The sequence below is a fragment of the Lactobacillus nasalidis genome (assembly GCF_016587775.1).
Lineage (GTDB): Bacteria > Bacillota > Bacilli > Lactobacillales > Lactobacillaceae > Lactobacillus > Lactobacillus nasalidis.
The window spans coordinates 1-430 of the sequence record NZ_BOCG01000556.1; the positions used below are offsets into that span (position 1 = coordinate 1).

At 60.5% G+C, this 430-nt stretch carries 1 protein-coding gene; it reads left to right on the forward strand.

Annotation, left to right across the window (positions count from 1 at the left end; genetic code table 11):
* A partial coding sequence (locus tag lacNas_RS10745) for a DnaB-like helicase C-terminal domain-containing protein (protein WP_280515445.1) occupies window positions 1-430 on the forward strand: 430 nt, incomplete at both ends.

The following is a 430-nucleotide window of genomic DNA, read 5'->3' on the forward strand; positions in this document are numbered from 1 at the left end:
TGCCAGCCAGAAGATCATCTCCAGCGCGGTTCAAGGCGCCGACAGCGTCGACGAGATCCTCAGCAACGCGGAAAACGAGATCATGAGCGTCTCCAACGAAAAGGGGAGCGGCGGCTTTCACCGGATCGAGGATCTGGTCCGGGGAGCCATGGAACAGGTCTCGCAGAACGCCAAGAACCAGGACGCGGTCACTGGCTTGCGGACGGGCTTTTCCTATCTGGACGAGATGACGACTGGGCTGCATGATGACGAACTGATCATTCTGGCCGCCCGGCCGGGTGTCGGGAAGACTTCTTTTGCCATGAACATCGCCAAGAACGTCGGCATCAACGAGAAGCTGCCGGTGGCGGTCTTCTCCCTGGAAATGTCCGGTGAGCAGCTGGTGCAGCGGATGCTGGCCTCAACGGGCCTGATCGACTCCCAGCACCTC